12 protein-coding genes are annotated in these 13,582 nt (G+C 30.6%); 10 read left to right on the forward strand and 2 right to left on the reverse strand.

Going from position 1 to position 13,582, the window contains the following annotated elements; all coding sequences use genetic code 11:
• Nucleotides 1-61: 61 nt before the first annotated feature.
• From HF295_RS01020 to HF295_RS01050, 7 genes are read left to right on the forward strand one after another with little or no spacing between them, the layout of a single operon-like run.
• Nucleotides 62-787 (forward strand): Fic family protein, encoded by a 726-nt coding sequence (locus HF295_RS01020; protein WP_312031986.1) that lies wholly within the window; start codon nt 62-64, stop codon nt 785-787.
• 32 nt (nt 788-819) lie between these two features.
• Nucleotides 820-1,791, forward strand: a complete 972-nt coding sequence (lplA, locus tag HF295_RS01025; protein ID WP_312031987.1) for a lipoate--protein ligase — start codon at nt 820-822, stop codon at nt 1,789-1,791.
• Nucleotides 1,792-1,817: 26 nt separating this feature from the next.
• Nucleotides 1,818-2,897, forward strand: coding sequence for a glycine cleavage system aminomethyltransferase GcvT (gene gcvT / locus HF295_RS01030; RefSeq protein ID WP_312031988.1), 1,080 nt, complete (start codon nt 1,818-1,820; stop codon nt 2,895-2,897).
• Nucleotides 2,898-2,913: 16 nt separating this feature from the next.
• Nucleotides 2,914-3,297, forward strand: coding sequence for a glycine cleavage system protein GcvH (gene gcvH, locus HF295_RS01035; protein WP_312031989.1), 384 nt, complete (start codon nt 2,914-2,916; stop codon nt 3,295-3,297).
• A 10-nt stretch (nt 3,298-3,307) separates the two neighbouring features.
• Nucleotides 3,308-4,642: an aminomethyl-transferring glycine dehydrogenase subunit GcvPA gene (gene gcvPA / locus HF295_RS01040; protein ID WP_312031990.1), complete on the forward strand. Its 1,335-nt coding sequence runs from the start codon at nt 3,308-3,310 to the stop codon at nt 4,640-4,642.
• Entirely contained in the window at nt 4,639-6,123 is a 1,485-nt protein-coding gene (gene gcvPB / locus HF295_RS01045) for an aminomethyl-transferring glycine dehydrogenase subunit GcvPB (protein WP_312031991.1), read from the forward strand. The genes gcvPA and gcvPB overlap by 4 nt, the downstream gene beginning before the upstream one ends.
• Before the next feature lie 2 nt (nt 6,124-6,125).
• Nucleotides 6,126-6,857: a CvpA family protein gene (locus HF295_RS01050; protein ID WP_312031992.1), complete on the forward strand. Its 732-nt coding sequence runs from the start codon at nt 6,126-6,128 to the stop codon at nt 6,855-6,857.
• A gap of 14 nt (nt 6,858-6,871) precedes the next feature.
• On the opposite strand, the gene HF295_RS01055 is transcribed toward HF295_RS01050, so the two are convergent.
• Nucleotides 6,872-8,449, reverse strand: coding sequence for a sensor domain-containing diguanylate cyclase (locus HF295_RS01055; protein ID WP_312031993.1), 1,578 nt, complete (start codon nt 8,447-8,449; stop codon nt 6,872-6,874).
• 79 nt (nt 8,450-8,528) lie between these two features.
• Nucleotides 8,529-9,578 carry a flavodoxin-dependent (E)-4-hydroxy-3-methylbut-2-enyl-diphosphate synthase gene (ispG, locus tag HF295_RS01060; RefSeq protein ID WP_312031994.1) on the reverse strand — a complete coding sequence of 350 codons (1,050 nt, stop codon included), beginning with the start codon at nt 9,576-9,578 and terminating at the stop codon, nt 8,529-8,531.
• Between the two features lie 176 nt (nt 9,579-9,754).
• Here ispG and HF295_RS01065 point away from each other — a divergent pair, with 176 nt between their 5' ends.
• The 3 genes from HF295_RS01065 to HF295_RS01075 all read left to right on the forward strand — a co-directional run bounded on the left by HF295_RS01065 (nt 9,755) and on the right by HF295_RS01075 (nt 13,580).
• Entirely contained in the window at nt 9,755-10,762 is a 1,008-nt protein-coding gene (locus HF295_RS01065; protein ID WP_312031995.1) for a branched-chain amino acid aminotransferase, read from the forward strand.
• A 278-nt stretch (nt 10,763-11,040) separates the two neighbouring features.
• Complete coding sequence (gene gdhA / locus HF295_RS01070; RefSeq protein WP_312031996.1) at nt 11,041-12,387, forward strand: NADP-specific glutamate dehydrogenase; 1,347 nt, start codon at nt 11,041-11,043, stop codon at nt 12,385-12,387.
• Complete coding sequence (locus tag HF295_RS01075; RefSeq protein ID WP_312031997.1) at nt 12,387-13,580, forward strand: DUF1015 domain-containing protein; 1,194 nt, start codon at nt 12,387-12,389, stop codon at nt 13,578-13,580. The genes gdhA and HF295_RS01075 overlap by 1 nt, the downstream gene beginning before the upstream one ends.
• Nucleotides 13,581-13,582: the final 2 nt, after the last annotated feature.

Genomic DNA, 13,582 nt, shown 5'->3' on the forward strand with positions numbered 1-13,582 from the left:
TTTAGATAAATCAATTGAATGAAAGGGTTTTCTATGGTATTATTTTAGTGAGGTGATAAATATGAAGTTAGAAGAGGTAGAAGCTCTTAAACAGGAGTTGTTGAACAAGAAAAAATCAATGTCTAAAGAAGAAATCTTAAAGAAACAAGAAGATTTTGATACATTGTATATTTACGAGTCAACGAATTTTAATAACGATGACTTCACTTATGAAGATGTTGAGTTCTTGTTGGAAGATCATTCACGCGAATTTCCTGATAAAAAAAGGAATAGACGCAAAGCTATTATAAACAATTATCACGCTTTACAAATGATTCATAGGCTATCATCAAAGAAAATCGCATATGATGAAGAAATAGTTAAGGATTTACATCAAACCCTTGTAGATGGAATTATTGGCGGAGGCGTTTATAGAAGCCGAGATTTATTTATTTTAGGGGCTAAGCATGTTCCACCTAGTTACTTAAAAATTTATAAAAAGATGGATGACTATTTTGAAAAACTTAGAAATCCACAATTAAAAGGATTTGAAAGAGCAGCATATGCTCACTTACAATTCTTGAAAATTTATCCCTTTGTTGATGCTAATGGGAGATTAGCAAGATTGTTGCTTAATTATGAATTAGAATTGCAAGATTATTTACCTGTATCAATCACTAAAAAACTTCAGGATGAATACTTTGATGCAATTGACGAGTATAAAATCAATAAAAAAACTGAACCATTCATCGATTTCTTAATGAAACTAGAAGCAGAAAGAATCAAAGATTATATAAAGGGAGAATAATTTTCTCTCTTTTTATCGGAAAAGGAGATAAGATGAAATACGTTAATTATCCGTTTAATGAGACAAAAAGATTAAGTTTTTATTTGGCGACTGAAGAGTTTTTAGCCAAACATTATCCTAAAGATGAATATTTCTTTATGTGGCAAGTAAAACCTACAGTTATTTTTGGTAGAAATCAGTTAATTGAAAATGAAGTGAATATGGATTATGTTAAAGAAAATAACATAGAATTTTATAGGAGAAAATCTGGTGGCGGATGTGTATACGCTGATTATTCTAACATAATGTTTTCTTTCATAACTCCTAATTTTAATAAGGACTTTGTCTTTACAACTTATTTATCAAGAATTATTAATATTTTAAGAGATTTAGGTTTGGATGCTAATTTTTCAGGAAGAAATGATATATTAGTAGGTGACTTAAAAGTATCTGGTAATGCTTTTTATCAAGTCAATTCTAGGTCAGTTGTCCATGGAACAATGCTATATAATACTGATTTAGCAGAAATGGTTAAAGCTATTACACCTGATAATGAAAAATTAGTTTCTAGAGGTATTGACTCCGTTAGAAAAAGAGTTACCAATGTAAAGGACCATATTGATATATCTATTGAGGATTTTAAAGCTTTCATCAAAAAAAATATATCTGATGAAGATATTACATTAAGTGAATCTGACATTAAAATAATTGAAGATATAGAGAAAACATATTTAGCTGATGCATTTATCTATGGAAAAAATCCTAATTATACTTTAATAAAAAAAGGTAAGGTTAAGGCTGGTTTGTTTGAAATATCCTTAGAAATTAAAAATAAACTAATAAAAAAGATGAATATATTAGGTGATTATTTTATTGTTCAAGATGAGGAAGAGTTAATTAATCTTCTAATTAACAAAGAGTATGATTTAGATAAGATAAAAAATGTATTAGATAGTATTGATGTGTCCAACTATATATATGATTTATCAAATGAAGATTTTTTATCTTTATTATTTAAAGAATAATGCTATAATTATTTCGAGGTGAAAAAATGAGTGAAGTTAAAAAAACACCTTTGCATCAAGCCCATCTCAATCTGAAGGCAAAAATGGTTGAATTTGCTGGATTTGATATGCCTATATCATATACCTCCATCAAAGAAGAACATGAAGCTGTTAGGAATAATGTTGGGATGTTTGATGTATCGCATATGGGTGAAATTCTTTGCGAAGGCAAAGATGCAGAAAAATTTGTAGAATATATGTTTACAAATGATGTTCAATCTTTAATGGTTGGACAAATAGCTTATGGGATGCTCTTGTATCCACAAGGGACTGTTGTCGATGATTTACTGGTATATAAAATCTCTAAAGAGCGCTTCTTTTTAGTAGTCAACGCAAGTAACATTGATAAGGATTATCAACACTTAATCCAATATAGTAAAGATTTTGATGTTTTAATAACTAATTTGAGTGAAGTTTATGCTGAAATAGCTGTTCAAGGTCCAAAAACAGAAAATACAATAAAAACACTATTAGATATTGATTTAAGTGGATTGGAATTTTTCCATTTTATTCAAGTGAAATATCATGATCATAATTTGCTTATTTCTAGAACTGGTTACACTGGTGAAGATGGTTTTGAAATTTATGGTGATTCCGTAATTATTCAAAAGTTATGGGACACATTTATTGAAGGTGGAATAATGCCTTGTGGCCTTGGTTGTAGAGATACACTTAGATTTGAAGCAAATCTTCCGCTTTATGGTCATGAAATCTCTCAAGATATTACGCCACTAGAAGCAGGGTTAAAATATTTTGTTAAGATTGATTCACATTTAGATTTTTTAGGTAAAGAATATTTAATGAATCATGATGTTAAGCGAAGAGTTGTTGGATTAGAATTAGATCAAAAATCTATTCCTAGAGAAGGATACAAGGTTTATAAAGATGATGAAGAAATAGGTTATATTACGACAGGTTATTTATCTATTTCAACTGGAAAGCCTATTGCACTAGCCATGGTTAATCGTCCTCATACTAAACAAGGAACTAAAGTGTCTGTTCAAATTAGGAATAAAATGTTTACTGGTTTTATTAGAGATAAAAAATTTTTAAAAGATAGAAAATAATGAAGGGAGAATTATAATGAGTAAAGTAGTGAAAGGTCTTTATTATTCTGAAGATCATGAATGGGTAAAAGTTTTAGAAGATGGTATTTGTTTAATTGGTATTACAGATTTTGCTCAAGCTGAATTAGGTGATGTTGTTTTTGTTGATTTACCTGAAGCTGGAGATGAAATCGTTCAAAATGAGGAATTTGGAGCTGTAGAATCAGTAAAAGCTGCTTCAGATTTAATTGCACCTGTATCAGGTGAGATTCTAGAAGTTAATGATGAACTTATAGGAGAACCTGAAAAAGTAAATCAAGAACCATATGAATCATGGTTTATTAAAGTGAAAATGAGTGATCCAGAAGAGATTAACAATCTTCTAGATCATGAAGCATATCAAAAAGCAACCGCTGAGTAGGTGAAAAACATTGTTTAAGTATTTCCCGCATACTAAAGCTGATATCGAGAAAATGCTTAAGAGTTTAAACATAAATTCAATTGATGAATTGTTTAGTGAATTACCTAAAGAGGTAATCTATAACTCTGACTACGATATTCCAAGCTTTATGTCAGAATTTGAGTTGAGAAATTATTTTGATAAGTTAAGTGATCAAAATAAAGAATTAACTCTATTTTCTGGTTTAGGGGCTTATGATCATTACCAACCTGCTGTTATTGATGCCTTAACATCTCGACAAGAGTTTATGACATCTTATACCCCATATCAACCTGAAATTTCTCAAGGTACCTTACAATATATTTTTGAATATCAGTCAATGATTCAAACATTAACAGGTATGGATATTTCTAATGCTTCTATGTATGATGGAGCAACAGCGACTGCAGAAGCATGTTTTATGGCTGCAAGCATCCGTAGAAGAAGTAAAATTTTAGTTTCTAGAAGCTTAAATCCTAATACGATGAAGGTCATAGAAACTTACTTGAAATTTAAGGGTATAGAATGGGATTATATTGAAACATCTAATGGTGTCACAGATTTTGAAAGTTTAAAAACTAAACTTGATAAAGATGTGGCTGGCGTAGTTGTTCAAAATCCTAACTTTTTTGGTTATATAGAATCATACGAAGGTTTTAGTGATTTGTTAAAAGAAAATAAATCACTTTTCATCATGAATTCTGATATATCTACACTTGCAGTATTAAAATCACCCTATGAACAAGGGGCAGATATTGCTTGTGGAGAATGTCAATCATTAGGTTTGCCAGTAGCATTTGGCGGTCCATATTTAGGTTATTTAGCAACAAATAAAGAATTTGTCAGAAAAATGCCTGGTAGAATTTGTGGTTATACACATGATTTAGATGGACAAAGAGCTTTTGTCTTAACCTTACAAGCTAGGGAACAACATATTAGGCGTTCCAAAGCGAATTCTAATATTTGTTCTAATCAGTCTTTATTAGCATTATTTGTGACTGTATATTTATCTGTTATGGGAAAAAAAGGTTTGAAAAAAGTTAATGATTTATCATATCAAGGAGCACATTACTTATATGATCGTTTACTAAAAACCAAGAAATTCTCAGATCCATTTAAACAACCATTTTTAAAAGAATTTGTATTAGAAACAAGTTTGTCTCATGATTTAATTAAAGAAGCTTTGTTAAAACATCAAATTTTTGGTGGTTTTTCTCTGTCTCATTTTGGTGAAGAATATGATAATTTAATTAACTTCGCTGTAACTGAAAAGAGAACAAAAGCAGAAATTGACAAGCTTATTGAAGTCTTGGAGGGATTATCATGATCGCTTACAAAAAATTGATTTTTGAACTATCCAAAGAAGATAGAGTTGGTTATTCATTACCACCTTCAAGATTTACAGATTATTCAATTGAAGATCTAAGTAATTCTTTTAAAAGAGAAAGTGATTTATTACTTCCTGAGGTTTCAGAATTAGATGTATTAAGACATTTTACAAATATTTCAAATAAGAACTTTGGTGTTGAAAATGGGTTTTATCCTTTAGGGTCTTGTACGATGAAGTATAACCCTAAAATAAACGAAGAAATTGCTTCTTTAAGAGCTTTTAGAAGATTACATCCTTTACAGCCTATATCTACAGTTCAAGGGGCTTTAAAAGTATATTATGAACTACAAAAGATTTTATCTGAAGTCTCTGGCCTACATGAGTTTACTTTAAATTCATATGCCGGCGCTCACGGCGAATTGGTTGGCTTAATGGTCATTAAGAAATATCATGAAGCAAATCAAGACTTTAAACGCAATAAAATTATTATTCCCGATTCAGCTCATGGAACTAATCCGGCTTCAGTTGTGGTTTGTGGCATGGAAGTAATCGAAATTAAATCCAATGAACGTGGTAGAGTTTCAATTGATGCTTTAAAAGAAGCTGTTAAAGATAGAGATGACATTGCTGGAATGATGTTAACTAATCCAAATACATTAGGTATTTTTGAAGATGATATTTGTGAAATTACAAAAATTATTCATCAAGCCGGTGGTTTAATGTACTATGATGGGGCGAACTTAAATGCTTTATTAGGAAAAGTAAGACCGGGGGATATGGGCTTTGATGTTATGCATATTAACTTACATAAAACATTCTCAACACCTCATGGTGGCGGTGGACCTGGTTCTGGTCCTGTTGGAGTCACAAAAGAATTAGCGGAATACTTACCAAATCCTCGTATCAAAAAAATTGAAGATCATTATTATATAGAAAATAATGGGGATGCTATTGGACAAATATCTGGTTTCTATGGTAATTACATGATTGCCTTAAGAGCCTATGTATATTTATTAACTTTAGGTAAAGAAAATATTAAATTAATAGGTCCTTATGCTACATTGAATGCCAATTACATCAAAGAACAACTTAAATCTTTATATCAATTACCTATAGATGGTAACTGTATGCATGAAGTTGTTTTTAATGGATTGGTGGATAAAGATACTGAAGTAAAGACTTTAGACATTGCAAAAAGACTTTTAGACTATGGTATGCATGCTCCAACTATTTATTTCCCTTTATTATTCCCTCAAGCAATTATGATAGAACCAACTGAAACCGAATCACTTCAAACCATGGATGAATTCATTTCGGTAATGAAGGATATTGCTATTGAAGCCAAAGAACACCCTGAAAGGCTTAAAGAAGCACCAACCAAAACTCCGATTAGAAGAACTGATGAAGTTTTCGCTGCTAAAGAAATGATATTCTCCTACAAAGACTATCTCGAATATAGAGAGAAAAGAGAAGAGTAACAATGAATATTTTTAATCTATTTGGTATTTTTGATGTCCTAATAGTGATTGCGGTTATCGCCATGATCATTATGGGCTGGAAAAAAGGGTTTTTATTAAAAATTGTTGAATTAGCTTCTGGCTTATTTGGCCTAATAGCTTCTTTATTGCTGACTAGACCTTTCTCTAATTTACTGGATAAATGGTTTGGTTCTGATATTGAAACACGAATTCGTGATCATTTAATCTCTAAAAACCCTGAACTTTCAGACAACTTGACAGAACCTCGCTTAAAAGAAGCATTAGAAGGCTTAAGTATGCCTGATTTTATTACTAAATGGATTAGTGATTCAATTGATTACGAAGAAGCAACACGATCTATTATTGAAGCGATCACTCCTTTATTTAAAACGATGATATTGATTGTGATTGCCTTCCTTACACTATTCTTTGGATCAATGATTATATTTTTCTTTTTGAAACTACTATCTAAAGCCATTACAAGAGTACCAATTATTAGACAAATTGATAAAGTATTAGGTGCTTTTTTCGGGCTATTTAAAGTAAGTATGATTATCTTTGTATTGTTGTTATTATTAAGTTTTGTATTAGCCATACCAGCTATCAATAACGCTATTGGTGATTTTGTATATGTTGATATGCAACTAAGCACAGATAGTTTTAGGTTATCTAAGTGGCTCTACAATAATAATATTTTTAGGTTTATAATTAATATATTCTTATCGATAATTTAAAAAAATAGCACAAGTTAATTTTTAACTTGTGCTTTATTTTTGTTTTTGTCAATATACATGTGCTGGTCAGCTCTTTGTAGTAAATCAGATGGTTTTTGATCTTCCCCATGTATTTGCTCAGTATAGCCAGCAGATATCCTAATTTGATAGTTTGAATTTTTATTTATTTCTTTTAACTTATAGTGGAGTTCTGTTTTAAGCGACTTAAACAAATCTAAATTAATCATTTCACTTAAGCAAGCAAATTCATCTCCTCCGATTCTGTAACAGTTTCCATAATCGTGAAAAACAGAATGAATTGTATTGAACCCATCAATAAGCGTCTTATCACCTTCATTATGACCAAAATGATCATTAATAAATTTTAAGTCATCAAAATCAAAGTAAATTAATGCAAGATGATTAGTGGAGTTATAAAAGAGTTTTTCTATATCTTTTTCAAAAGCAAATCGACTTTTGGCTTTGGTAAGTTGATCGGTATTGGCAATCACTTCGTAAATTTCTTTTTCATATACTTCCTTAATCTTATTAGATAAGGTTAATATTGTCGAAATAAAAGCGATAATGAGCATCAATAGGATACCCGAAGTAGCATAGTTAGCTGTGCCTGTAAAATTCTTGTTAGCAAAGCCAATCACTTCTAATAATAAGAAAACTGTAAAAAATGAGAATAAAAGTAAATAGTTTCTAGAGAGTATATCTTTTCTATGAGAATATTCTCTAATAAGCGAATATAGGGTAAGCAAGAAGCCGATAGAAATTAATACAATGGTTATTGTTACTGTTTCAAAAAAGGCAAATAATCCACTGATGTGAGAAGTGATGATGAATACTAAATTGATTACATAAATAACACATAGGCTACTAAATAATTTTTTATCTGCTTTGAAAATATAGGTTTTTAAAAATGCGGTTGCGGCGATGGGTGAAGCTGCTAAAGAGACATAAGCTAAAGAGCCTATTAAGAAGTCATTATTTATATACAATTGTAAGATTCTACTTTCAGCTAATAACCATAAAGAGATGAAAATACCAAAAATACCTAGATATGCGTTATGTTGAGATTGTTTGTTAAAAAATATTAAATTGATGAGTGCGAAAATAAATGATATGAGAATCATCAGTAAAGATACGTTTAATTTATATGCATGCTGACTTATTAAATGTTGATAAATAGTTGATGGTGGACCGTAATGAATTTCGTTGAGGGTTCCTGACATATTTTTATAAGGAGAAACTAGGATAATTTCAATGGTTGAACCTGATGAAGCTTCAGGAATATCTACAAAATGATAGATACTTGCATAAGTATTAAAAATGTTGTCTTCAAAGCTTTTTTCATATATTATTGAATCATTGAGTTTGACTATGACATTTTGTAAAGAGCCTCTTATTAAAATGGTTTGAGGTTGATTAAAGTCAGCAGTAAGTAGTCTAGAAGCACTCACTATAGAATTCTTTTCTGCTTCAACAACTCTAGGTAAGTTAACCGTTCCAACAAAATCAGAATCAACTCTAATATCCCATCCTTCATTGAGTTTGCTTGCAGAAAAAGAAGTTAATTTATCGGTTTGAGTAGAAAAAAAAGACATTATAAAAAGAAATGCTATGATTACAGCAAATAGAGTATATCTTAATTTTTTTTGAAGTTGTGGATTCACTATGTTACTCCTAATAATCTAGTATGACTTGTTTTAAAACTTGAACTAAATTCTCTTGTTTAATTTTTTTTTGCTTTACACCGTCAATGAATAACAATGCTTCATCTTTTCCGCCTGCAACTGCAATATTTGCTTCTTTAGCTTCGCCCGGCCCATTGACAACACAACCCATGATAGCTACAGTGATATCTTTTTGAATGGTCTGTAAGAACAATTCGATTTCTTGAACAATTGGAATCATATTGTACTGAATTCGGCCACAAGTAGGACATGATACTAATTTAGGCTTTTTATATAAATTTAAATTAGCAAGAATTTCTTTGGCAACATGAATCTCTTTTTCAGGTTCAGCAGTTAAGGATACTCTAATGGTTGATCCGATACCTTGACTTAAAAGAATACCTAATCCTATAGAAGAAGAGATGGTTCCTGAAAAATCAGTTCCTGCTTCTGTAATCCCTAAGTGAAGAGGGTAAGGGAAAGTTTGAGCAGCTAATCTATTAGCTTCAATGGTAGTTAAAACATTTGAAGCTTTTAAAGAAATAATAATATCATAAAAATTATACTTTTCTAATAATTCAACATGATACTTAGCTGAAGCAACCATGGCTTCAGGAGTAGGTTTTTTGTAGTGTTCTAAGATGTGTTTTTCAATAGAGCCAGAATTAATCCCAATACGTATAGGTATTTTCTTTTCTTTACATGCATCTACCACTGCCTTTACATTTTCATCAGAACCGATATTTCCAGGATTAATTCTTATTTTATCAGCACCAGAAGCAATCGATTTTAAGGCTAATTTATAATCAAAATGAATGTCAGCTACAATAGGGATATTGATGTGTTTCTTAATTTCCCTGATTGCCTCTGCGTCAGCAAAAGTTAAAACTGCAACTCTAACTATTTGACAACCAGCATTTTCTAATTTATGTATCTGATTAACAGTAGCTTCAATATCTCTTGTTTTAGTGTTGGTCATAGATTGAATAATTACATTTGAACTGCCACCAATACAAATATTGCCAACTTGTACTGCTTTTGTTATATCTCTAGTATACATTTAAATACCTCTTTACTATAATGATATTTAATTATATCAAATATCATCATTAAATAAAAGATAGTTGATTTTTAATAATTAGAAAACTTCTTTAAAATTCGTTTTTATCACTTGAAGTAAGGGCTTACATAGACTATAATAGATATGTACAAAAAATCATATTGGAGGTTTTGCGATTGGAAGATTACAAAAATTTAGGGTTTAATGTTAGAGATACTTTTGGAAATTATATTTCTTACTACAAAGATGGAAAATGGGATGAAGGCAAGATTCAAAAAGAAGATACAATTACAATTTCTGCATTTTCTACAGCATTACATTATGGACAACAAGCTTTTGAAGGATTGAAAGCTTATAGAACAAAAGATGGTAAAATTAATTTATTCAGAGTTGATGAAAATGCAAAAAGACTTCAAAACTCATGTGATCAAATATTGATGCCAAAAGTGCCTACAGAGAAATTTATTGATGCAATTAAACAAGTTGTAAAAGTAAATGAAGAATTAGTGCCACCTTATGGATATGGAGCGTCACTATATATAAGACCCTATGTCATTGGCGTAGGTAGAAATTTAGGAGTTAAAGCAGCTCCTGAGTATATTTTTGGTGTCTTATGCTCTCCAGTAGGTTCTTATTTTAAAGGTGGTTTATCACCTGTTAATTTTGTTGTTACTGATAGAGACAGAGCAGCGCCTAATGGAACTGGACAAGTTAAAGTTGGTGGAAATTACGCTGCTAGTTTATATTCTCACAGACAAGCTAAAGAAGCTGGTTATGCAGACTGTATTTATTTAGATCCATTAACACATACTAAGATCGATGAAGTTGGAGCAGCAAACTTTTTCGCTGTTACAAAAGATATGACTTTTGTAACACCAAGTTCTTCAAGTATCCTTCCTAGTATTACCAAGAAAAGTTTAATGCATATAGCAAAAGAGTATTTAAATATGAATGTAGAAGTTAGAGATGTATATATCAATAATCTTGATGAATTTTCTGAAGCGGGTGCTTGTGGAACTGCAGCTGCTATTACTCCTATAGGCAGGATAGATTACCATAATCAACAACATGTTTTTTATAGTGAAACTGAAGTTGGACCTGTGACAAGAAAGTTATATGATACTTTAACTGGTATATATTTTGGAGATATTAAAGCTCCAGAAGGTTGGATTACTCAATTATAATCAAAATAGCCGGTTTTAGCCGGCTTTTTCTTTAGAGAATATCGCTATAAATAAGATATTTCTAGAATATTTTGTGAATAGAAAATAAAATGCAAATATTACAAAAAATGACTTGTTTTAAAAGCGCTTTCATTGTATAATCTATAATGGTCGTGATAAAGAAAATAAATATGGTTATAATACCCTTGAAATATTTATTGTTTTTTTCATGTCTTCATAAATTTAACGCATAAACAACTAAGTTGTTTAAATAAAATAATATAAGTGAGGCGAAGAAATTGTTTAAAAGTAATTATTTATCAAACTTATTTCAAGAAGTGAAAGAAAGATATGTTACACAACCGGAATTTTTACAAGCGGTTGAAGAATTTTTTGATGCTATGGATCCAATTGTAAATGAAGATCCTAACATTGAAAAGCATGCTATTATGGAAAGATTAATTGAACCAGAAAGAATTGTTAAATTCAGAGTTACTTGGTTTGATGATAATGGCAAGATTAATGTTAATAGAGGTTATAGAGTACAGTTTAATTCTGCAATAGGTCCATATAAAGGCGGAATTAGATTTCATCCTTCTGTGAATGAATCTATTTTAAAATTTTTAGGTTTCGAACAAACTTTCAAAAACTCTTTAACAGGATTACCAATGGGCGGCGGAAAAGGTGGCGCTGATTTTGATCCTAGAGGAAAGAGTGATAATGAAATAATGAGATTCTGTCAAAACTTTATGCAAGAGTTATATCGCCATATTGGTCCTGATACAGATGTTCCTGCTGGAGATATTGGTGTAGGTTTTAGAGAAATCGGATATATGTATGGAATGTATAGAAAAATCAGAAATGAAAATACTGGGGTTTTAACTGGTAAAGGTTTAACTTATGGTGGCTCTTTAGTTCGTAAAGAAGCTACTGGTTATGGTTTATTATATTTTGTTGAAGAAATGTTAGCTAAATATCGTGAAGAAACCATTGAAGGTAAAAAAGTTATTATTTCTGGTGCTGGAAAAGTTGCTATGCACGCAGCATTAAAAGCAAGAGAATTAGGCGCGACTGTCGTAGCTATGTCTGATATTAATGGATATGTTTACCATAAAAATGGTTTAGATATTTCATTAATTGCAAAATTAACTGAAAATAACCCTGAATTTACAACACAATACAAAGACTATCATTCAGGTGCAGAATACGGAAAAAGTCCTAAAGATGTTTGGACAAAACCTTGTGATATAGCTCTACCTTGTGCTACACAAAATGAGTTACCGATTGAATCTGCAAAAGCTTTAGTAAAAAATGGCTGCTACTTAGTATGTGAAGGTGCCAATATGCCTACTACTTTAGAAGCTACACATTATTTACAAGAAAAAGATATTCTATTTGGACCTGGTAAAGCAGCTAATGCTGGAGGCGTTGCAGTTTCTGGATTAGAAATGACACAAAATGCTATGCATACTCCATGGACTTATGAAGAATTAGATAAAAAACTTAAAGATACAATGAAATCAATTTTCGAAAAGTCATATGAAGCTGCTGAAAAATATGCAGACCCTCGTAATTTAGTAGTTGGGGCAAATGTTGCTGGATTTATGAGAGTTTATGACGCAATGGTCGCACAAGGAGTCATCTAATGTCTTTTATTGTCACCCCAAAAATATTATTGCCGGTTTCTTCAATCAATAAGGAAAAATGGGCAGTCATAGCTTGTGATCAGTTTACGTCTGAACCGGAATATTGGGATGAATTAAAAACATTGGTGGATAATGTGCCTTCTACATATCATCTAATCCTTCCTGAGGCTTATTTAGATGATGAACCAGTTCATCGGGTTGAAAAAATCAATTACAATATGGATTTATACTTAAAAAATAATTTGTTTGAAGAACATGAAGCTTTTATACTTGTTGAGAGACAAACACCTCATGTCAAGAAACGTTTGGGATTAGTTATTGCGATTGATTTAGAAGAATACCAATATGAAGAAGGAAAAATTGGAAAAATTAAAGCTACAGAAAAAACTGTGCCTGAAAGAATTCCACCAAGAGTAAAAATTAGAGAAAAAGCCCCAATTGAGTTGCCTCATGTACTTGTACTTATGGATGACTTAAATGAGTCAATTATCACTAATCTTTATAAAAATAAAAACAAATTAGAAAAATTATATGATTTTAAATTAAATATGGATGGTGGCCATCTTAGAGGCTACAAAGTAACAAACACAAGTGAGATTATTCAACAAATAGAAAATTTATCTGACGATTTAAATTTAATTGTTGGTGATGGTAATCATTCACTTGCTTCTGCTAAAGTATGCTGGGAGAATATAAAAAAAGAATTACCTGAATCAGAATGGTCAAATCATCCAGCGAGATATGCTTTGGTTGAACTAATTAGCTTGTATGATGATGGTTTAACTTTTGAACCTATCCATAGGGTTTTGTTTAATGCAGATATTAATGTTATTAAAACTTTAGAGAACAATTTAAGCGGGAATGCTTTATTAGATATTTATTATCAAAATAATGTTTACAAAATCAATGTTCCTGAAAATCCTTTTAACGCCATTAAAGAAATTCAAGTGATTTTAGATGAATATATTTCACGAAACAAGTACATTGAAATTGATTTTGTGCATGGAATGGATAGTTTGAAGAAAATTGTAAAGAATAATAAAGATAGTGTAGGGATTACGATGCCTGCCTTAAAAAGAGAAATGTTACTTCCGTATATTAGAGAAAATGGTGTTTTGCCAAGAAAATCTTTTTCTTTAGGTGAAGCTGTTGAAAAAAGATATTATATGGAAAGTAAAAAAATATTGAAATAAAA

Origin of the sequence: Hujiaoplasma nucleasis, from assembly GCF_013745115.1 — a bacterium.
Classification (GTDB): domain Bacteria; phylum Bacillota_I; class Bacilli_A; order Izemoplasmatales; family Hujiaoplasmataceae; genus Hujiaoplasma; species Hujiaoplasma nucleasis.